The organism is Cryobacterium sp. Y62 (assembly GCF_002929785.1).
Classification (GTDB): domain Bacteria; phylum Actinomycetota; class Actinomycetes; order Actinomycetales; family Microbacteriaceae; genus Cryobacterium.
Window position 1 is genome coordinate 1 of record NZ_PJJK01000068.1, and the last position, 20,010, is coordinate 20,010.

General features: G+C 63.6%; 17 protein-coding genes and 3 pseudogenes. 8 read left to right on the top strand and 12 right to left on the bottom strand.

All coding sequences use genetic code 11. The annotated features are described in order from the left end of the window. From CXY71_RS01910 to CXY71_RS01950, 9 genes and pseudogenes are all read right to left on the bottom strand, one after another. Nucleotides 1-309 (bottom strand): annotated as a pseudogene (locus CXY71_RS01910) (acetyl-CoA C-acyltransferase); the annotation flags it as partial. Between the two features lie 19 nt (nucleotides 310-328). Continuing rightward, nucleotides 329-1,003, bottom strand: coding sequence for a 3-oxoacid CoA-transferase subunit B (locus CXY71_RS01915; protein ID WP_104134028.1), 675 nt, complete (start codon nucleotides 1,001-1,003; stop codon nucleotides 329-331). Then, nucleotides 1,003-1,797, bottom strand: a complete 795-nt coding sequence (locus tag CXY71_RS01920) for a CoA transferase subunit A (RefSeq protein ID WP_104134029.1) — start codon at nucleotides 1,795-1,797, stop codon at nucleotides 1,003-1,005. The genes CXY71_RS01915 and CXY71_RS01920 overlap by 1 nt, the downstream gene beginning before the upstream one ends. A gap of 13 nt (nucleotides 1,798-1,810) precedes the next feature. After that, complete coding sequence (locus tag CXY71_RS22525; protein ID WP_104134030.1) at nucleotides 1,811-3,073, bottom strand: alpha/beta fold hydrolase; 1,263 nt, start codon at nucleotides 3,071-3,073, stop codon at nucleotides 1,811-1,813. Nucleotides 3,074-3,080: 7 nt separating this feature from the next. Beyond that, nucleotides 3,081-4,553 carry a lyase family protein gene (locus CXY71_RS01930; protein WP_104134031.1) on the bottom strand — a complete coding sequence of 491 codons (1,473 nt, stop codon included), beginning with the start codon at nucleotides 4,551-4,553 and terminating at the stop codon, nucleotides 3,081-3,083. Then, nucleotides 4,546-5,160 carry a protocatechuate 3,4-dioxygenase subunit alpha gene (pcaG, locus tag CXY71_RS01935; protein ID WP_104134032.1) on the bottom strand — a complete coding sequence of 205 codons (615 nt, stop codon included), beginning with the start codon at nucleotides 5,158-5,160 and terminating at the stop codon, nucleotides 4,546-4,548. The genes CXY71_RS01930 and pcaG overlap by 8 nt, the downstream gene beginning before the upstream one ends. 59 nt (nucleotides 5,161-5,219) lie before the next feature. Beyond that, the gene (pcaH, locus tag CXY71_RS01940; RefSeq protein WP_104134033.1) at nucleotides 5,220-6,020 is read right to left on the bottom strand and encodes a protocatechuate 3,4-dioxygenase subunit beta; all 801 of its coding nucleotides are present in this window, start codon (nucleotides 6,018-6,020) and stop codon (nucleotides 5,220-5,222) included. A 16-nt stretch (nucleotides 6,021-6,036) separates the two neighbouring features. Beyond that, the gene (locus CXY71_RS01945) at nucleotides 6,037-7,218 is read right to left on the bottom strand and encodes a 4-hydroxybenzoate 3-monooxygenase (RefSeq protein ID WP_104134034.1); all 1,182 of its coding nucleotides are present in this window, start codon (nucleotides 7,216-7,218) and stop codon (nucleotides 6,037-6,039) included. Nucleotides 7,219-7,327: 109 nt separating this feature from the next. Further along, nucleotides 7,328-8,188, bottom strand: a complete 861-nt coding sequence (locus CXY71_RS01950) for an IclR family transcriptional regulator (protein ID WP_104134035.1) — start codon at nucleotides 8,186-8,188, stop codon at nucleotides 7,328-7,330. Between the two features lie 183 nt (nucleotides 8,189-8,371). On the opposite strand from CXY71_RS01950, the gene CXY71_RS01955 reads away from it, so the two are divergent. The 6 genes from CXY71_RS01955 to CXY71_RS01980 all read left to right on the top strand — a co-directional run bounded on the left by CXY71_RS01955 (nucleotide 8,372) and on the right by CXY71_RS01980 (nucleotide 15,035). Further along, on the top strand, nucleotides 8,372-9,328 hold the full coding sequence (locus tag CXY71_RS01955) for an ABC transporter substrate-binding protein (protein WP_104134036.1): 957 nt from the start codon (nucleotides 8,372-8,374) through the stop codon (nucleotides 9,326-9,328). A 53-nt stretch (nucleotides 9,329-9,381) separates the two neighbouring features. Then, on the top strand, nucleotides 9,382-10,164 hold the full coding sequence (locus tag CXY71_RS01960) for an ABC transporter permease (protein ID WP_233204338.1): 783 nt from the start codon (nucleotides 9,382-9,384) through the stop codon (nucleotides 10,162-10,164). Further along, entirely contained in the window at nucleotides 10,161-10,934 is a 774-nt protein-coding gene (locus tag CXY71_RS01965; RefSeq protein ID WP_104134038.1) for an ABC transporter permease, read from the top strand. Before CXY71_RS01960 ends, CXY71_RS01965 begins: the two co-directional genes overlap by 4 nt. A 52-nt stretch (nucleotides 10,935-10,986) precedes the next feature. Next, nucleotides 10,987-11,799: an ABC transporter ATP-binding protein gene (locus tag CXY71_RS01970; protein WP_104134044.1), complete on the top strand. Its 813-nt coding sequence runs from the start codon at nucleotides 10,987-10,989 to the stop codon at nucleotides 11,797-11,799. Further along, nucleotides 11,796-13,427 (top strand): thiamine pyrophosphate-dependent enzyme, encoded by a 1,632-nt coding sequence (locus CXY71_RS01975; RefSeq protein WP_104134039.1) that lies wholly within the window; start codon nucleotides 11,796-11,798, stop codon nucleotides 13,425-13,427. The genes CXY71_RS01970 and CXY71_RS01975 overlap by 4 nt, the downstream gene beginning before the upstream one ends. Nucleotides 13,428-13,541: 114 nt before the next feature. Next, nucleotides 13,542-15,035: a benzaldehyde dehydrogenase gene (locus CXY71_RS01980; RefSeq protein WP_104134040.1), complete on the top strand. Its 1,494-nt coding sequence runs from the start codon at nucleotides 13,542-13,544 to the stop codon at nucleotides 15,033-15,035. Between the two features lie 327 nt (nucleotides 15,036-15,362). Here the strand turns inward: CXY71_RS01980 and CXY71_RS01985 are convergent, their stop codons facing one another. Both CXY71_RS01985 and CXY71_RS01990 read right to left on the bottom strand, forming a co-directional pair. Continuing rightward, the gene (locus CXY71_RS01985; protein WP_104134041.1) at nucleotides 15,363-15,758 is read right to left on the bottom strand and encodes a hypothetical protein; all 396 of its coding nucleotides are present in this window, start codon (nucleotides 15,756-15,758) and stop codon (nucleotides 15,363-15,365) included. Between the two features lies 1 nt (nucleotide 15,759). After that, a pseudogene (locus CXY71_RS01990) lies at nucleotides 15,760-16,476 on the bottom strand (amidohydrolase family protein). Nucleotides 16,477-16,554: 78 nt separating this feature from the next. On the opposite strand from CXY71_RS01990, the pseudogene CXY71_RS01995 reads away from it, so the two are divergent. Next, a pseudogene (locus tag CXY71_RS01995) lies at nucleotides 16,555-17,073 on the top strand (IS21 family transposase); the annotation flags it as partial. Nucleotides 17,074-17,102: 29 nt separating this feature from the next. On the opposite strand, the gene CXY71_RS02000 reads toward CXY71_RS01995, so the two are convergent. Continuing rightward, a complete protein-coding gene (locus tag CXY71_RS02000; RefSeq protein ID WP_233198126.1) occupies nucleotides 17,103-17,561 on the bottom strand; it encodes a hypothetical protein in 459 nt (152 codons plus the stop codon). Between the two features lie 353 nt (nucleotides 17,562-17,914). Between CXY71_RS02000 and pabB the strand changes: the two genes are divergently transcribed. Then, nucleotides 17,915-19,351 (top strand): aminodeoxychorismate synthase component I, encoded by a 1,437-nt coding sequence (gene pabB / locus CXY71_RS02005; protein WP_104134043.1) that lies wholly within the window; start codon nucleotides 17,915-17,917, stop codon nucleotides 19,349-19,351. Nucleotides 19,352-20,010: the final 659 nt, after the last annotated feature.

Consider the following 20,010-nt stretch of genomic DNA (forward strand, 5'->3'; position numbering starts at 1 on the left):
GGCGTCGAGGATAGCCTGCAGTCCGCTGCCACAGCGGCGGTCGACCTGCACGCCGCCGACGGTGACCGGCAGGCCGGCGTTAAGCGCGGCAACCCGAGCGACCGGCGCGGCCTCGGCCGAGGGATAAGCCTGGCCAAAGATGACGTCATCGACGACGGCACCATCGAGGCCGGTGCGTTCCATCAGCGCGGCGATGACCGCCGCCGCCAGGTCGGCCGGCGCGACGGTCTTGAAAGCGCCGCCGAACCGGCCGATCGGGGTGCGCAGCGGCTCACAAATGACGACCTGGCGCAGTGTGGTGGGTCTCANGCGACCTGGCGCAGCTCACTCATTCGTTGGCTCCGAGCAGGGTCGTGATCGTGGTCGGCGGGGTCGGTACCAGCAGGGTCGCCTCGGTGGCGGCCTGTACCTCGTCGACGGTCACGCCGGGCGCGACCTCGCGCAGCACGAGTCCCTCGGGAGTGACGTCGATCACGGCGAGGTCGGTGATGACACGGGTCACGACGGCCTTGCCGGTCAGGGGCAGGTCGCAGACCTGCTTGATCTTGAACTCGCCGGTCTTGGTGACGTGTTCCATCACGACGATCACGGTGTCGGCGCCGTGCACGAGGTCCATCGCGCCGCCCATGCCCTTGATCATCTTGCCGGGCACCGCCCAGTTGGCGATGTCACCGACGACGCTCACCTGCATGGCGCCGAGCACGGCCACGTCGATCAGGCCGCCGCGGATCATGCCGAAGCTCTGTGCGGAGTCGAAGTAGGCGGCGCCAGGGTTGACGGTGACGGTTTCCTTGCCGGCGTTGATGAGCTTGGGGTCGGCCTCACCCTCCCACGGGTAGGGTCCAACACCGAGCACCCCGTTTTCGGAGTGCAGCACCACGTGCACACCGTCGGGCAGAAAGTTTGGAATGAGCGTCGGCAGGCCGATGCCCAAATTAACATATGAATCGGGGGCTAGTTCCTGAGCGGCGCGGGCCGCCATCTCGTTGCGCGTGAGAGTCATCAGTTCGCTCCAATTTCAGACGAAGGCCGCGGCCGCGTCGACATCTTCTCGATCGGCAGTTCGGCGGCGTCCACCGCGCCGAGCTGCACGATGCGGTTCACATAAATGCCGGCGAGGTGCACCGCGTCCGGGTCTATCTGGCCCGGTTCGACCAGCTCGTCAACCTCGGCGATGGTGATGCGGCCGGCCATGCCGGCGACCGGATTGAAGTTACGGGCCGATTTCTCGAACACCAGGTTGCCGTGCCGGTCGCCCTTGGCAGCACGCACCAAGGCATAGTCGGTGATAATGGCCTCTTCGAGCACGTACTCTTTCTCACCACCCAGCGAAGAGAAGCGCCGCGTTTCCTTCGGCGGCGAAGACACGGTCACCTCACCGTCGGGGCCGTAGCGCCACGGCAGGCCTCCATCGGCGACCATGGTGCCAACGCCGCTCGCGGTGAAGAATGCCGGAATTCCGGTGCCGCCGGCCCGCAACCGCTCGGCCAGGGTACCCTGCGGGGTGAGTTCAACCTCAAGTTCACCACCGAGGTAACGGCGAGCGAAGTCCTTGTTCTCGCCGATATAAGAGGCGATCACCCGGCTGATGCGGCCCTCGCGGAGCAGTTCACCAAGCCCCCAGCCGTCGACGCCGCAGTTGTTCGAGGCGACGTGCAGGTTGGTGCTGCCGAGTGCGAGCAGCGCGCGAATGAGCACGATCGGCACGCCGACCAGACCGAAGCCACCGACGGCCAGCGAGGCCCCGTCGGGAATGTCAGCGACGGCGGCCGCGGCGGAGGGATAGGTTTTGTCCATGGTTCGTAGTCCTTTAGCTTGGCCGAATAGTGGAATCTTGAGCAGCCGTATCGAGCCCGGCAAAGGTATCGCGGGCTACGGCAAATGCGGCGTTGGCCGCGGGAACGCCCGCATAGATCGCGGTGTGCAGAATAGCTTCGCTGATCTCGGCCCGGCTCAGCCCGTTGGTCAGGGCCGCGCGCACGTGCATCGCGAGCTCGCCTTCATGCCCGCCGGTCACGAGAGCGGCGATGGTCAAGAAGCTACGGATACGGCGGTCGAGGCCCGGTCGCGTCCACACTTCGCCCCAGGCATAGCGGGTGATGAAGTCCTGAAACACGGCGGTTTCGGGGGTGATAGCAGCGGTGGCCGCGTCGACGTGCTTATCGCCGAGGACCGCGCGACGCACGAGCATGCCGTCATCATAAGCGGCTGCCGCGGTGCGGTCAGGAGAAGGGAGCTCGGCCGGTCGCGGCGCGGCAGGTACCGTTGCACCGCCCCGACCTAATCCAGCCGAAGCCTGGGCTACCCACTCCCCCAGCAGCGCGCCAACCTCAATCGGCTGCTCGAGCGCCGGCAGGTGCGCGACCCCGGCGATCTCCACGACCCGGGCGCCGGGAATGTGCGCCGCCAGTTCCTGCAACTGCACGGTCGGAGTCACCGTATCGAGTTCACCCGACACGCACAGGACGGACGTGCGGATGCCGCCGAGGGCATCCGTTTGATCGAAAATAGCGAGCGCCTCGCAGGCGAGCGCATAGGATTCGTCGTCGATGTCGAGCAGCTGATCGAGCGCATGAGAACCGGCTTTGGGGTCACGGCCAAGAAAATCGGGGGCAAACCAGCGGGCGGCGCTGCCGGCGATGAGCGAGGGGGTACCGCTCGCGCGCACGGCGGCGGCCCGAACGGTCCAGGCCTCGTTCGTGCCGATTTTAGCGCCGGAGCAGAACATCGCGAGGCTGGTCAGGCGGCTCGGGTGGTTCACAGCCAAGGCGAGGCCGATGGCACCGCCGAGCGAGATTCCGGCGTAGTGAAAGCTGTCGACGCCCATGGAGTCGACCAGGCCAACGACGGCGTCGGCGAGCTCCTCGATCGTGAACGATGCCGTCGCACGAGGACTGAAACCGTGCCCGGGCAGATTGAAGCGAAGCACCCGGTGGGTGGCCGCGAGCGTCGGCGCGACGCTCGCCCAGAGGTCGGCCGTGGTGCCGAGCGAGGGGCCGAGAACAATGAGCGGCGCGTTGACCTCGCCGGTGGCCGCCGGCTCGATGGTGCAGAGAATGACGGGCTGGCTCATGAGATCCTTAACGATTGTTCGAGAGTGCATTGGCATTCACGTCGACGGAATCGCCTGGTCGAACGGCATCCATTCGCTGACGAAAGCTGCGCACGACGCGGTCGATACCCGCCGCGGACTGGCCCGGCTGGCCCTCATAGCTGAAGGCCGCCCAGATCTGCGCACGCAGGGCGTCGGAACAGCCCTCGGCAATCAGAATGCTCGCCAGCACCACCTGCAGCGGCCGGTTGGTGGCAAATGCTTCCTGCGAAGCACGCTCGACCAGCGCGAAGGCGGTGGTTTTACCGACAGTTTCGGCCAGAATCGTGGTGACTCGCTCGCTGAACACGAGTCCGTCGGTGAGGTCGAGGTTGGCACGCATGCGATCCGGGTCGACGTCGAGGCGAGCGGCGAGCGACGCGGCACCGGTAACGGCTGAAATCGTGAGCCGTTCGAGCACCCGCAACGACTGCCATTCGGCATGCCAGGCCCCGCTCGGACGCTGGTCTTCGGCCAGCATGCTGCCATAGAGAGTGGATGCAAGTCCCGGCGTCTGCAGCGCAGCCGCCGTGATCAGCACGGACGACACCGGATTGCGTTTGTGCGGCATGGCGCTGGATCCACCCTCGCCGGGGGCGAGGCGTTCGCTGACCTCGGCAATTTCGGTGCGAGACAGCACCGACACGTCGAGGGCAAAGGTGCCAGCGACACCGGCCGCTGCGGCCAGCACGGAGGCGAGTTCGGAGATGACGACCCGGTTAGTGTGCCAGCTGAGTCGCGGCACGATTAAGCCGACGTGGTGGGCGAACCGGTCCATGACCGTGTCCAGTGCCTCGGCGGCATCGGCTTCGCCGCGCCGGGCCCTGGCGATTTCAGTGAGTACGGCGAGGTTGCCGACCGCGCCGCCGAGTTGCACGGGCAGGGTGTCACGAATGCCATCCAGGCGGGCGACGATGAGCAGCACGGCGTCGAGCCAGCCAGCCGCGACAAAGCCGAAACTCGTCGGTGACGCCTGCTGGCCGAGGGTACGACCGCTCATCACGGTGCCGCGATGTTTCTCGGCGAGGTCGGCGAGCGTCCCGCCGAAGGAATCGAGCTGGTCAATGACATCACAAGCCACCCGGCGGGCCACGATCATCGCGGCCGTGTCAAGGATATCCTGGCTGGTCGCACCGACGTGAATATGGTCGGATGCTCCGGCCCGCACCCGTTCGGCGGCGCGGCCGAGATGTTTCACGAACGGAATCACCGGGTTGCCGCCGCCCCTGGCCTCGATGGCGATCGCACCGAGGTCGAATTGGCTCGCATCCCCGAGCGCGTCGCAGACCGCGAGCATCCACTCGGGGGCAAGTTCGGCGTCGACAAGCGCTCGCGTGAGCGCAAGCTCAGCATCGACCATCGCCTGCAGCCAGGCCTGATCACTGGTCAGCTCAGACTCCCGAGTGCCGTGGCTGAGCGGGTTGAGCAGTCCGACATCGAAAGTGTGGTTCGGTTCAGTCATTGAAGTCCAGGAACACCGTCTCGTTCTCGCCCTGCACGTGAATATCGAAGCGGTAGGACTCGGCTCCCGCGACGACTCCCTCCGACACGCAGATGAGCGTGTTCCGGCGGTCGGCCGGCAGGCTGCTGAGCACGGCATCGGTCGCGTGTAGGGCGGAGTCCTCAGCGAAGTAAGCCCGGGTGAACAGGTGGTGGGTGACTCCACGAGCAAACACCGTCACGAGAATGTAAGGTGCTGCCGCGCCGGCCGCGCCGGGCTTGAGCGTCGTGAAGGTGTAATTGCCGGCGATCGTGGTCGCACAGCGACCGAAGCCGGTGAAGGTAAAACCGTCGCGGTCGATGCTGCCGAGTTCGCGGCTGAGCACGCCGCTCTCGTCGGCCTGCCAGATCTCAAGCAGGGCGTCGAGAATCGGCTCGCCGGCGCCGTCAGTGACGGTGCCATGAAAGCGGATGGCACGGGGATGATACCCGGGGACCAGCTCCGGCCCGCCCTCAAAGGGCAGGGCATAGCCGTAGAACGGACCGATCGTCTGCGACGGGGTCTGCAGAGCATGCCTCTGCGGGGTGGTAGTCTGCACGGCGACAGCTACTGCGGCAAGGTCAGTCATGGGCTTCTTCGCTTTCCATCCAAGTGGATACTCTTGGGATCGATCCGGTGCGCACGAGGTCAGTCATGGGCTTCTTCGCTTTCCATCCAAGTGGATTTGGGTCCGGTGAGCACGATATCCCAGGTGTAGCCGAGCGAGAATTCGGGCACGCTCAGGCTGTGGTCGTACTGCCCGACCAGGCGGGCGCGGGCATCAGCTGAGGCAATCGACTGGTAGATCGGGTCGAGCGCGAACAGCGGGTCGCCCGGAAAATACATCTGGGTGATCAGACGCTGCGTGAACGCGGTGCCGAACAGGGAAAAGTGGATATGGGCGGGTCGCCACGCATTGACGTGATTTTTCCACGGGTATGGTCCTGGTTTGATCGTGGTGAACGAGTACTCACCGTTCTCACCGGTGATAGCACGGCCGACTCCGGTGAAATTGGGGTCGAGCGGTGCCGGATGCTGATCGCGCTTGTGCACGTAGCGTCCGCCGGCATTAGCCTGCCAGAGTTCGATCAGCTGGTGTCGCACCGGGCGGCCCTCGCCGTCGAGCACCCGGCCGCCAACGGTGATCCGTTCACCGATCGGCTCGCCGGAGTGTTGAATGGTGAGGTCGCTCTCCAGGCTGTTCACGTCGGTGTGGCCGAAGGCGGGTGAGACCCGTTCGACCTCTTCCGGGTCGACGCGCACGAGCTCGTGGGTGGGGTGGCGCAGCACGGAACTGCGGTACGGGGCGTAGTCGCGGCGCGGCTGGCGCTCGGGCGAGCCGCCGGCGGCGACGCGGGCTGCGGCATCCGCTTCGATCGCTTCGATCTCGGCGGTGATATCGTCCTGGCTTGCCGCGCCGGTGCCGGCGCGCGGGGATGTCTGAGTCATGGTGTCCTCGTATCGATTAGAGCAGGAGGCCGGTGTACTGCTCGGCGAGCATGCGCTGGGCGAGCGGCGAATGGGTGACGTAGTCGAGCTGGCCGAGCTGGCTGCGGTAGTCGAAAGCGCCGGACTGCAGGTCGCCGGGGCTCGTGTGCAGCATCTCGGTCATCCAACGGGAGAACTGCTGCACCCGCCACTGCCGCGCCAGCGCGGTGTCGCTGTAGCCGGCCAGAAGCGTCTCGTCGTTGGCGTAGAACGCGGTGAGCGCGCTCGCGAGCTGGGTGACGTCGGAGATGGCCGAGTTGAGACCCTTCGCACCGGTGGGCGGCACGATGTGGCCGGCGTCGCCGACCAGAAACAGGTTGCCGTAGGCCAGGCGTGAAGCCACAAAGCTGCGCATCGGGGTGATCGATTTGTCGGTGATCGGGCCTTCGTTCAGGGTCCAGCCGGGGGTACCCAGCCGGGTGTGCAGCGCCTCCCAGATGCACTCGTCGGACCAGTTCTTGATATCGTCGGCCGGGTCGACCTGCAGGTAGAGGCGGGAGACGACCGGCGAACGCATCGAGAGCATCGCGAAACCGTCTTCGTGCAGAGAATAGATGAGCTCGTCCGAGGAGGGTGCAACGTCGGCCAGGATACCGAGCCAGGCGTAGGGGTAGCTGCGATCGAACAGGGTGATCTCATCGGCCGGAATCGACGCCCGGCAGATGCCGTGAAAACCGTCGGCGCCCACAACGAAGTCAGCGTTAATGGTGTGCGTTTCGCCATCATGCACAAAAGTTACGCTCGGGTTCTTGGTGGTCAGGCCGAGGGCGGCGACCTCGGAGGCTTCGTAATAGATCGTCGATCCGGCGTCGGTGTGCGCGGTGACGAGGTCTTTGACGACCTGTTGCTGTCCGTACACGGTGACCGTGCGGCCGATCAGCTCGTTAAAGTTCACATTGTGGCGCTCTCCGGCATATTGCAGAAAGATTCCGTCGTGCTGCAGGCCCTCGGATGCGAGGCGGTCGCCTAGTCCGAGCCGGGTCAGGGTTTCGACCGACCCGTGTTCCAAAACACCGGCACGGATGCGGCTAAGCACGTACTCCTGCGAACGATTTTCCACGACGATCGAGTCGATTCCGGCGTCACGCAGGGCCCAGCCCAGCAAGAGACCGGCGGGACCGGCGCCGATGATGGCGACGCGAGTGTTTTCGTGGGGCACAGGTTCTCCTAGCGACGATGACAGGGTGTGTTGTCTTCAGTGTGCTGTACCGGTCAGGGGTCCGATGCCCTTCTTCCACTCAGTGAAAGTGTCGACAATCTGCCATTGTTCACGACTGTTGGGCACGCCGATAGCCGAGAGCCCGGCTGACGCCCTGCGCGGCCAGTCGTACCGCTCTCTCCTGCTCAGGGTCGACGGTGTCGGTCGTGCGAGTGACGATCGACACGGCCGCCACGACCTGGCCGGTGCGGTCACGAATGGGCGCGGCAATCGAGCTCGACCCTGCCGTCATCTCCTCCGACATGCGGGCCAGGCCGAGCAGCCGGATCTCGGCCAACCGCTGGCGTACCGCCTCTGGCTCGGTGACCGTGCGCGGCAGAAAGCGTTCCAGGCTCGCAGCGAGATACTGCTGCACCACGTCCGTCGGAGCGTACGCCAGCAGCACCAGCCCCACCCCGGTCGAGTGCAGCGGTAGGCGAGCGCCGACCCGCGAGATCAAGCGAACCGCGTGGTGGCCCGAGAGCTTCTCCAGATACAGTGCGTCGCGCCCGTCGAGGATGGCGAGGTGCACGTGTTCCCGCGTCGTCTCATACAGGTCTTCCAGGTAGGGCAGCGCGATCGTGCGCAGGTTTCGGGCGGTCGGCGTTTGCACCCCGAGCTCCCACAGCTTCATGCCGAGGGAGTACTGCCCATTCTCGTGCTTGCTCAGGCCGCCCCAGCTCACCCACTCGGCGACGAGACGATGCGTGGTGGAGAGCGGCAGGCCAGCGCGCTGGGCGATGGTCGTCAGGGTCAGGGTGCGCGACGTCGCCCCGGCTGGCGCTGCAAACGCATCGAGAATGGCGAAGAGTCTGGCCGCGACGGAACGGTCGTCGACGGGCGCAATCGTTCCGGCTGCGCTGCTGCCAGCGTCGCTATTTCCGCCCGCATCGGCACCGACCGTGCGCTTCAATGCTGGTTTGCCGCTCATTAGTCCACACGCTACATCGATCCGACCAGAACTTCCACTGAATGGAAGCAACTATTTAACCGCCGATGAGGATGGCTAGTCTCCGATGACACCCAATCGATCTTTTCAACAATTGACGTTGCCAAAGACTGAGTCTCGCCCCGCCACAGAAGTACCACCTGCACGACAACACAATGGAGTGACATGAAGAAAATACTCATGATCGGACTTGCCGCGGCATCCGTCATCGCCCTCAGCGCCTGTTCAGCCGGTGCCGACACCACTGCACCAGCCAAAAGCGACGCACTCACCCCCGTCACCGTGGGCGTCATTCCCATAGTCGACACCGCACCGATTTGGCTCGGCAAGGAAAAGGGCTTCTTCTCCGCCGAGGGCCTTGACCTCACCGTCCAGGTCACCACCGGCGGCGCCGCCGCCGTCCCTGGCGTGGTCTCGGGCGACTATGAATTCGCATTCGGCAACCTGGTCTCGGTCATGGTGGCCAGAGACCAGGGCCTCGACCTCCGCTATGTCGCCAACGGCAACTCGACGGCCGGCTCGCCCGACTTCGGAGCGGTCATCGTTCCCGGGGATTCCCCGATCATGTCGGCCGCAGACCTCGCCGGGAAGACCGTTTCCGTCAACAATCTGCAGAATATCGGCGACACGACGATCCGTCAGATCGTTGAGGACGACGGCGGAGACTCCTCAGGCATCCAATTCGTTGAAGTCGGCTTTCCGGATGCCGAGGCAGCAGTAGAGAACAGCCAGGTCGATGCGGCCTGGATTCTTGCTCCTTTCCTCGACTCTGCAGTCGCCAACGGCGCCCGAGTAATTTCGTACAACTTCTCGGCGTTCGACACCAACCTCGATATCGCTGGCTATTTCGCGAATGGCGACACCATCAGCAACGATCCTGACCTCGTGACGAAGTTCCAAACCGCGATGAACAAGTCCCTCGAGTACGCCCAAGCCAACCCCGACGAGGTGCGCCAGATCGTGACCACATACACGAAGATGACGGCCGATCAGCTCACGGACATGGTCCTGCCGGAGTTCCGGGTTGACTTCAACGTCGACGCAGCCACGAAGCTCGGCGATGCAGCCGTCAGGTTCGGAACTCTGTCGGCAGCGCCTGACCTTGGCGTGATGCTGCCGTAGCGCACCATCACATCGGTATCAGAGCGCACTGCGAACGGATGAGGAACAGCAGAATGTCAATGAAACACCTGAACGGCCCCGCGCTGGGGGCTGCGGGCATCCTGCTATTCCTTGTCACCTGGGAGGCAATTCCACGGCTCGGCCTGGTCAATGAGCGATACCTGCCACCGGCCAGCCTGGTCATGGCGAAATTCTTCGGCTATCTGTTTCAGCCCGGTTTCTGGGGCAGTGTCGCCCACACGATGACAGCCTGGACGCTGGGCCTCGCGATTTCGATCATCGCGGCCAGCGTGCTCGGTCTTCTCATCGGCTCCAGTCTTTTTCTCCGCCGAGCCACCCGCTCGACCATCGAATTTCTTCGGCCCATCCCCTCCGTCGCCTTGATCCCGCTGGCGGTTCTCCTGTTCGGACTGAAGATCGAATCTTCACTGCTGCTGATCGTCTACGCGTCATTTTGGCAGGTGCTGCTCCAGGTGCTTTCCGGAGTGGCCGATGTCGACCCTGTCGCCGACAACACGGCCCGCAGCTACGGCTTAGGACGAATGGCTCGGATCCGATACGTCGTGTGGCCGACGACGCTCCCGTACCTCATAACCGGGATCCGGCTGGCATCTGCAGTCGCGCTGATTCTGGCGATTACGGCCGAACTGGTCATCGGCACCCCGGGCCTCGGCCAACAGATCGCACTGACCCAGTCCGGAGGCGCTGTCGCCGAAATGTACGCGCTCATCGTCGCGACCGGCCTTATCGGCGTTCTCATCAATACCGTGGTGCGCTTGGTTGAAAAACGCGTCTTGACCTGGCACACATCGGTTCGCGGAGAGGCTACAACATGAGATACCCCAAGCGCGTACTCCATTTCCTCGGCCTGCCCGTACTTCTGATCGCCCTGTGGTGGGTCCTGACACTCGGGGCCACCAACTTCTTCGTGCCCAAGCCGCTCGAACTCCTGCAAACGTTCTGGGCAGTCTGGGCCGGGGAGAGGTTCTTAACGGATTTCGTGCCCAGCGTCCTTCGTTTGTTGGTCGGACTCGGTTTGACCATCCTGTTGGGTGTTGTCTTCGGCGTGCTTATCGGCTCAGTGCGCTGGCTCCGCAGCCTCACCGAGCCGATGCTGGAATTCTTCCGCGCGATTCCTCCGCCAGTACTCGTTCCACTGCTCATGCTGCTGGTCGGGATCAACGACCAGATGAAAATCATCGTGATCATCTCCGGCGCGATCTGGCCGGTGCTGCTGAACACCATTGAAGGCGTGCGAGCCGTCGACCCCGTGCTCAGCGATACCTTCCGGACGTACTCGATAACCGGGTTTGTCCGGTTGCGGCATCTGGTACTGCCGGGGGCTAGCCCCCAGATCATGACCGGGGTGAGGCAGAGCACGTCCATCGCACTAATCCTGATGGTCATCTCTGAAATGTTCGGATCTTCCTCCGGACTGGGGTTCACCATCGTGCTGTTCCAACGTGCGTTCGCCATTCCAGAGATGTGGAGTGGGATCGTCGTCCTCGGCCTGCTGGGCCTTGCGCTCTCCGTGATTTCCAAGTCGATCGAAAACCGGTTGCTGAAATGGTACTCCGGCCTGAAAGAGGTTCAGCATGCCAGTTAACGTACTCAATGATGGCGAGCGCATCCCGGACAACTCAGCCTCGGAGCCCCCGATGCTGTCGGTGAAGGGACTGCGAAAGGTCTATCCCGTGCCAGGCGGCGAGATCGAAGCCGTGCGCGACCTCACCTTCGATATCGCGCCCGGTCAGCTGGTCTGCGTGGTCGGACCTTCCGGCGCGGGCAAGACGACTCTGCTGAAGTGCATCGCCGGGCTACTGGCCCCGACATCGGGGTCGATCGAACTACGCGGCACTAAGGTCGTCGGGCCGCCTCATTCCATGGCCGTCGTCTTCCAGGAGTACGGTCGCAGCCTTCTGCCGTGGATGAGCGTTCGCGCCAACATCGAGTTGCCGCTGAAGAACCAGCGCATCCCACGCGCCGAACGCACGAAGCTCGTGGATGACGCCCTCGCCGCCGTCGAGTTGTCTCACGTGCCGGATAGCTATCCCTGGCAGCTGTCCGGCGGAATGCAGCAACGTGTCGCGATCGCGCGAGCGGTGGCGTACCGGCCAGAGGTCTTGCTGATGGATGAGCCGTTCGCCGCCGTGGACGCCCAGACCAGGGCCGATCTGGAGGACCTAGTTCGCCACATCTGGCAGAAGCTCGGCGTGACGATCATCTTCATCACGCACGACATCGACGAATCGGTCTACTTGGGCGAACGGGTGCTTGTGCTGTCGAATTCACCAACGGTCGTTCAGGAAGATCTGACGATCGACCTTCCGGTTGATCGCGACCAACTCACCACCCGGTCGAGCGCTCGCTTCAACGAGTTGCGCGGGTACGTCTACGAGCAGATCCAGCTGGCGAAGAGCCGTACCCTTTCCGGGCCGATCCCGGTAACGAAGAAGGGCCACAAATCATGAGTGCTGCCGCCACCGTGCGGGACGCCTGTTTCGACGTCATGCGCGCCGAAGGCCTCACCACGATCTTCTCGAACCCCGGCTCAACGGAAATCCCGTTCCTCGTGGATCTGCCTAAAGACATCCGGTTTGTTCTCGCGCTACACGAGGGATCGGTGGTCGGCATCGCTGCCGGCCACGCGCTCGGTAGCGGCTCGCCGGCCTTCGTGCTCCTCCACACGACGGCGGGCTTCGGCAATGCGGTCGGGGCGATAGCAACGGCGCGCGTCAACCGCGCGCCCATGGTGGTCGTCATCGGCCAGCAGGACCGACGGCACCTCGCACTCGAGCCCTTCCTCGCCGGACGGCTTGCCGGGCTCGCGGGAGATTATCCGCTGGACGTAATCTCGCCCGTCATCGCCGCCGACGTACCGTCGGCCATTCGACGGGCGACACACCTCGCGCGCCAGGAAAGCGGGCCGGTCATCGTGATCGTCCCGATGGACGACTGGGATGAGCCGGCAGATCCGACCGCAACGGCAGCCGCGAGCGGCAGCGTATCGGCTCCGCGCGGGATCCCGACGGAGCTCGAGGACGTCGTCGCCGCGCTCCGCGAAGCGGCCGCTCCCGCAATCATCGCCGGCTCGGGCAACGACAGTGAGCCAGGCTGGGCAGCTCTGGTGCAGCTCGCAGAAAGTCTGCAGGCCCCGGTATGGCAGGAGGCGTTCGGTTCCCGGGCGGGCTTCCCGCAGGACCATCCGCTGTTCCGCGGCAGCCTCCCCGCCGACCGCCCCCGCGTCCGGGAAGCCCTCCAGGACCACGACGTTCTCCTCGTGGTCGGTACCGCAGCCCTGCGCCAGTACCCGTACAAGCCCGGTTCACTTGTGCCGGACGGCATGAGGGTCTTCGTCGTGACCGCGGATGCCGCGGAGGCGAACCGGTCGCCCGCCGAACTCTCCATCATTGGCGACCCTGCCACCCTGTGCTCGTCCATCAGCACCCAGCTCGGAGTTCGCAGCCCGCTGCCCGCGGGACAGGCGTCCGACCACGTGAAGCGTCACGCCGAGACCTACCAGCTGGCTCCCCACGTCGCCGACGAGCCCCTGCGAGCGGCACACGTTTTTCAGCTTCTCGCAGAACGCCTTCCGATAGAGACGACCGTGGTTGAGGAATCCCCCTCCTCACGCCCGGCCCTGGAGGCACTCATTCCGGCCCGTCGGCCGTTTGGCTTCCTATCTGCGGCGATGGGTGGGCTCGGGTTCGCCATGCCGGCTGCCATCGGGCTGAAGATGGCCCAGCCGAACCGCCCGGTCATTGGCATCATCGGCGATGGTTCGTCGATGTACTCAATTCAGTCGCTGTGGACGGCCGCAAATCTCGGGGTTGGGGTCGTCTTCATCGTCCTGAATAACGGCGGCTATGCCGTGATGAACCGTCTGGCCGACCAACGCGGTGGCGCGGCTCCGTGGCCGTCCTTCGGCGGAGTCTCCGTTTCTGCCATCGCAGCGGGGTTGGGCGTGGAAGCGCTGAAAATAGACGATTACGCCGAACTGGTGACGGTCTTGGACCGCGTCGCACCGTCTCTGGCGGGCCGTCAGGAAGCTCTGGTCCTTGAAGTGACCGTCACGCCGGATGTGCTGTTCCAGCCCTGAATAGGTCTGACCCAGGCGGCGCTCGACGAAAAGTATGCGCCACCGGTGTGTCAGAACATCTCCTGATCTGAACATACCTAAAAGTAATCCCAACAAAACGAGGAAGAAGAGACAATGACTCTCACGACTGACGACACGACGACCGACCTGTTTCTCGATCCGGCAGCCTGGTCTGGAAAGATCTACATCAACGGCGAGTGGACGGTGGGAGCCGGCGGCGATATCCCGGTCATCGAACCGGCGACCGGGCACGAGTTGGGCCGCGTAGGAATTGCGACGCTGGCGGACGTAGCCGTGGCCGCCGCCGGCGCAGCAGCTGCCCAGAAGGCATGGGCGGCGACCCCGCCCCCCGTGCGCGCCGGAGTGCTGCGCAAGGCGGCAGCGCTCATGGAAAAACATGCCGACGAGATCATGGACTGGAACGTAAGGGAAGCCGGCAGCGTGCCGGGCTTTGCAGGGTTCGCACTGCACGTCGGTGCCCAGGAATGCTACGAGGCGGCAGCGCTGCCGTCGCATCCGCTCGGCCAGCTCCTCTCGAGCGAAGAACCCAGAATCTCTATCGCCCAGCGGGTTCCGGCCGGGGTCGTCGGTGTAGTTTCACCGTTCAACGTTCCGATCATCCTGGGAATCCGAGCTGTGGCCCCCGCTCTCGCACTCGGCAATGCGGTCGTACTCAAGCCCGACCCTCGTACCGCGGTGACCGGCGGTGTGATGATGGTGCGCGTCTTCGAGGAGGCCGGGCTGCCGGCCGGGGTGTTGCAGTTGGTCACGGGAGGCGCCGACGTCGGCGAGGCGATGGTAACCGACCCCAACATCCGGGTTATCGCCTTCACCGGCTCGACCAAAGCAGGCAGAGCGGTTGGCGAACTCGCCGGCAAGCACCTCAAGCGCGCTCACCTCGAACTCGGGGGCAACTCGGCCTTCATCGTGCTCGAAGACGCCGATGTCGACAAGGCCGTCAACCTCGCGGCGTGGGGTTCCTTCCTGCATCAGGGTCAGATCTGTATGTCGATCGGACGCCACATCGTGCATGAGAGCATCTTCGACCAGTATGTCGAAAAGCTTGCCGCGAAGGCTGAGTCGATGGCGGTGGGCAACCCGGCGACCGACCAGGTCCATCTCGGCCCGATCATCGACGAGAACCAGCGCGACCGGATTCACCGACTGGTCACGGACTCCGTCGAGGCGGGCGCAGAGTTGAAGGCTGGCGGCAGCTATTACGGCTTGTTCTACCGCCCGACCGTGCTGGCGAACTCGCCGTTGGACGGTCCAGCCTACTGCGAAGAGGTCTTCGGACCCGTTGCCTCTGTTGTGAAGTTCAGCACTGACGACGAGGCAGTGCATCTGGCGAGCGCGAGCGAATACGGCCTGTCCCTCGGGATCGTGACGTCGGATGCCATGCGCGGGCTTGAGTTGGCGCAGCGTATTCCTTCGGGCATCGTGCACATCAACGACCAGACCGTGAACGACGAGGCGAATGCCCCGTTTGGCGGGGTTGGCGCGTCGGGCACCGGATCGCGGCAGGGCGGTGCCGAGGCGAACATCGAGGCATTCACCGAGACACGCTGGATCACGATGCGCCGTGTTCCGGGGGCTTTCCCGTTCTGAGTGACGGTCTTGCCCGCGACGTTGAGGACGGTCACCGCGCAGTTCAGGGTGCAACGCTCCTCAACGTGACGTAACCGCCAACCGAAGAGCGGATGCCCTGTGCCGGGCATCTGCTCTATCCGTGGATTCAGTCGTAGAGCAACTTGCCGAGCAGCTCCCGGAGGTAGTCGTGTTCGGCCGGGGTGAGACCGCCTTTCCCACCGAGTGAATGAAACAATCGGGGCGAGAATCAGTCATGAATGCCTCTCAGCGTCGGGTTCCGCGCAGATGCTGCGCTGACAACCGTACCGGGGCATTCGGTGCTCCATAATCGTTATAGGCGCCAAGTCACTGCACAACCTTGAGAAACATATAGCCGACCGTCTCGGTGTAGAAATGTTGAAAGGAGCCGCGGTCGTCGCGATCAAACAAGAGATCGAGTTCTGTGAGCGTGAAGAGAAACTCCGGGTTGTAGAACGTGGCAACGGATGCGTCGGTGCGGGCCAGTTCGAAATTGCGAAAGCCACCGTAGAACGCGCTGATTCCCCGGTTTACGAGGTCCACGTCGACAAGCTTCGGCACGATCTCGAACGGAAACTCGTCAGCCTCCCAGTGATCGGCGAGAAGCGGCTGCACCTCGGCGTCGAGCACCGCCCACAGTTGGCCGAGCACGTCGAGCTCACTCTCGCTGAGCAGGGTCGAGTAGCCGAACTGGTCGCTCGGGTAGAATCGGTCATGCGACAAGTCAGAGCAGACGCACGGCGTTGTTCTTGAGAATTTTCGGCCGTATGCTGTCTTTGAGGTTCAGGACGGCGAAGTCTCTCAGCCAGCGGTCGGGGCTGATCAGGGGAACGTCGCTGCCGAACAGCGCCTTGTCCCGCAGAAAAGATTTGGCCTGGCGCACGAAGTTCTCGGGAAAGTACTTGGGCGACCAGCCGGACAAGTCGATGTAGACGTTCTATTTATGGGTGGCGACGGCGAGGGCTTCGTCCTGCCACCGCACCCTCGGGTGCGCCATAATGATCGGCAACTCGGGAAAGTCGGCGGCGACGTTGTCGAGCAGTATCTGGTTGGACAGCCCGAGCTTGAGGCCGAAGCCGCCGGGCCGGCCAGAGCCGATGCCGGTCTGCCCGGTGTGGCACAGAGCCGGCAGGCCGAGGTTCTGCAGGGCGGCCCAGAGCAGGTAGAACTGCTCGTCGCTCGGGTTGAAGTTCTGCACCGTCGGGTGGGACTTGAAGCCGCGCACGTCGAAATCGCCGGCCAGGCTGTGTGTGATCAATTCCTTGTAGGCCGTTTCGGCGTTGGATTCCTGCCAAGTTAGTGGCGGGTTTCCTGCCGAAAGAGCGCTAATTATCAGGCCAGGCAATTCCCCGCCACGATGGTGGTTTCGGGGATGCGCAGAGTTTGAGATCACCCGGTGACCTCGGCCCGATCCACAGTGTTGCAGACATGGGCCCGCCACCCCTCGATAGGTTCCTTAAGGCGTAGCTACTGCCAAGCGGTCGCGCCGGAAGGAACTAGAAAGCAGATGACGGTACCCATGTCCGTGCAAGAAAATATCAGAACTCTCGACTCCCACGGAATCGCGGGCCGTGAAATCGCCCGACGGTTGGGAGTGAGCCGCGATTCGGTGACGAAATACACCGTTCAGCAGGACTACTCGCCGAAGCCCCCGACGCCCGTGCTTCGGCCGGCCGGGTCGGTCTTGACCGGCTTCGAAGACACCATTGAGCTGTGGTTGGGTGAGGACCAGCAGCGGCCGCGCAAGCAACGCCACACGGCCCAACGGGTCTTTGACCGGTTGGTCGCCGAGCGGGATTATCTCGGCAGTTATTCGCCGGTGCAACGCTTCGTTAAGAAGTGGAAAGGCCAGCACCGGCAGGCCGGGGAGGGCTTCACCGAGCTGGTCTGGCCGGCCGGCACCGCCCAGGTCGACTTTGGGCAGGCCGAGGCCATCGTCACCGGGGTCCGGCAGGTTCTGCACATCTTCGTCGTCACGGTCCCGTTCTCGCACATGCGCTTCGTGCAGGCCTACCGCGGCGAAACGTCCGAGTGTGTCTGACACGGGCGGCGCACCGTGTTCGATCTTCATGGCCCTTGACAGCACCGCCGGACTATGTTCCGCGGAACATATCCGGGGACCAAGACCTTGAAAACCCCATTGAAGAACGCCCACGCCGCCTCGCACCCGGCGATCACCGCGGCGAGGGTCTGCGAGTACGACAGCCAGACGAACATGTGTCGTGAGTACAAGGCCGTGAAAATCAGCGCGTACACCCGCCGGCGCTTCCCAGTGCCCGCGTCAGTGATGAAACCCATTTTACCGAAGTCGAGCTGCAACTCCGCGCCCGGCTCCCCATCGTCGACACGCACCGTGACGTCGCGGAGCCAATACCCGCAGCGTTCCGTCACAAAGCGATGCAACGTTCGATACGGCACCATGCACCCCGACCGAGCCAACAATTCCTCGATCTTCACGATCGACAGCGCCGGATGGTCACGACCATCACCAGCGACCCAGGCCTCGATCTCCGCCTCCCGCTCCAACAGCGACTCCCACGCGCTGCCACCCCCGCAGCACTTCCCTGATCTCATTCACACTGACATCCCTGAATCCCATAGCCGATGACCTCCACGTCGAAAAATGCTCGCGCTATGATCAAACAGCTGACCCAAGAACCCCCCCAGCACGACTCGCCGGGTGATCCCATAGCTGGGCCATTCAGGTGGTCCCATGAACCTGGCAGAAAACCGCCTACGGTGGTCCCATATTCATGGCAAGCGACACGCCACGGCACTTGTACCTCGAAGATAGGATTTACCTAAACCTCGCCATTCTGCCAGCAAGTGCTCGGGACAATCTGGTTGCAATGCACGGTGGCATCTGAAGAGGGGGAATCATGACCGGGTTGAATGAACGGCTGAGGCAACCCGCAGACACGGTGACCTGTCGAGAGATTGTTCTGGACTTCTGGGTCGAACCCGAACTTGTGTTCCTGCGTCTTCTGCAATTTGAGGAGAATACATTCTGGCTTGATAGCGGGGTCGAAGCTGAGACCGGAGTGAGCTACCTGGGATTGCCCTCACAATCAGCCCCGGTCGTCACGTCGTCCGGCGAGGGCGACACCATCCGCGTCTCGGGAGTGGGCACGAGCGACAAGTTCGAGGGCTCGATCTTCGACCTGCTCAGGCTAACGACCGGCACTCGAGGACCCGGCAAGATGGCTGACCCGGTCGGCGGCCTGCGGATCGGCTGGGTCGGGTGGCTGGGGTATGAACTGGGGGCCAAAACGGTGGGGTCGCCGTGTCACGCGTCTGCCCTGCCCGACGCTGCCCTAATGTGGGCCGACCGCATTATCGCCTTCGACCACCGCACGTCGACCATGTCACTCCGCGTCCCCGCCGAGTCTCCGTCAGCGGAACTGTGGGTCCGGGGCGTTCAGGTGATCCTCCGATCCCTGGTCGGGAGCGCGGTACCGCCGCTCCCGAAGGCCGGGCATCCGAGGAAGGCCTCGCTTCGTCATACCCGCGCGGAGTACGTCGACCTCGTCGAACAATGCCGGGATGCCATCGCGGAGGGTGATGCTTACCAGATCTGCCTGACCAATGAGATCGCCATCCAGGGAACACTGGACCCGGTCCAGACCTATCGCCGGTTGCGTCGACTGAACCCGGCACACCATGGAGCGCTGATCCGTTTCGCCGACTTGGCGCTATTAAGTTCCTCCCCCGAGCAGTTCCTTGAGGTTTGCCCGGACGGAACGATGACCACCCGACCTATTAAAGGTACGCGCCCCCGAGGACGAAACGCCGAGGAAGATGCCGGGCTCATAACGGAGCTGGCCGGTCATCACAAAGAGATCGCGGAGAACGTGATGATCGTGGATCTGATGCGCAATGATCTGGGTCGGGTGGCCGAAACCGGCTCGGTGCAGGTCCCCGATTTTCTCCGGGTGGAGTCCTACCAAAACGTACACCAACTGGTGAGCACCATCTCAGCGAGGATCGACCCAAAACTGACCTGGGTAGACGCCGTTGAGGCGTGTTTGCCGGCCGGGTCGATGACCGGAGCGCCGAAACACAGCGCGATGAGCATCATCGATCGACTCGAAGGAGGTGCCCGGGGACCCTACGCCGGCACCTTCGGATATATGGGGGCAGACGGTCGCGTCGACCTGGGCGTGACGATTCGAAGCCTGGTGATTGGACCGACGATGGCGACCATCGGCACGGGTGGTGGTATTACCGCCTGGTCGGTTGCGGAGGAAGAGTACGAGGAAACGATGCTCAAAGCCGCACCGCTGCTGGCGTGCGTGTCTGCGGTGATCATCGCCTGACGGAGCAGTGTCCACACCAGGCGCGAAATGCCCCTCACCCAGCCGAATTCTCTGGTAGACCGCGGTGACCTTGCAGTGGGTCTTCAGCAATGGGACTGTGTCCTCTTCCGGAGCGCGACTGCAGCCACATTCGGTAGCAACACCGTAACGCGCGACGTGGGGACTGGCTCAAACGCGGCCTGAGAATCGGCCACAACATATGCAACACTCTCGACCGTTAGAGTCGGCAGAGAAACCTGAAAGCGAGTTTCCGCTCGAACAACACCATTATTCTGCAAACTGCGAAAGATCTCCCATGACTCGATCGCCGATTTTGCGTTGCCGAGCGGCGGCAATCGGAGTGACGCTGCATTGACGCCGTCAGAAATGCGCAACGGTCGCTGGTCGAGGCGCTTGATAAGAATGGGTTCGTCACTGACCCTTTCGTGACCCTCGGTTTGCCTCATCAGGTCTGGCTGGAATGCGATCCCCAAGAAACGGTCGCCAACCTAGCCATCAGGAATGCGCTTGAGGCGATCATTCAGCGCATCATGGACGGTGCGGAAAATGGTCTCTGCGTCAGGAAAGTTGATGGAGCCCTCTTAGCCTGAATCCACCGGTCGACCTTTGAAGGAATCTTGATTTCGGTTTGGCGGGTTTTCTGATTTTCGGGCGTGGGT